We start from the raw sequence: 213 nt of genomic DNA, 5'->3' as shown, positions 1-213 counted from the left end.
TTTTTTAACGCCCGCCGCCCCCACAACTACCCCCCCCGGGGGGGCGYCGYCGGCAGCGWCAGTTGTTTAAAAGAGACAGNCTCTACACRKGGCGCAACGAMCCCGCCACATCATCATCGAGAACCTTGCCTGGGCCAGCCTGTACAATGGCCTGGTACTGCCCTTCGCCGCCCTTGGCTGGATCACTCCGATCTGGGCCGCGCTGGGTATGTC

The 213-nt window shown here is 63.6% G+C and carries 1 pseudogene; it reads left to right on the top strand.

Going from position 1 to position 213, the window contains the following annotated elements:
* Positions 1-91 precede the first annotated feature (91 nt).
* A pseudogene (locus ACQ4LH_RS21795) lies at positions 92-213 on the top strand (hypothetical protein); the annotation flags it as partial.

The organism is Pseudomonas peli (assembly GCF_050563605.1).
GTDB lineage: Bacteria > Pseudomonadota > Gammaproteobacteria > Pseudomonadales > Pseudomonadaceae > Aquipseudomonas > Aquipseudomonas peli_A.
Note: the sequence above shows the minus strand (reverse complement) of the source record. Positions and strands in the feature narration are given on the sequence as shown.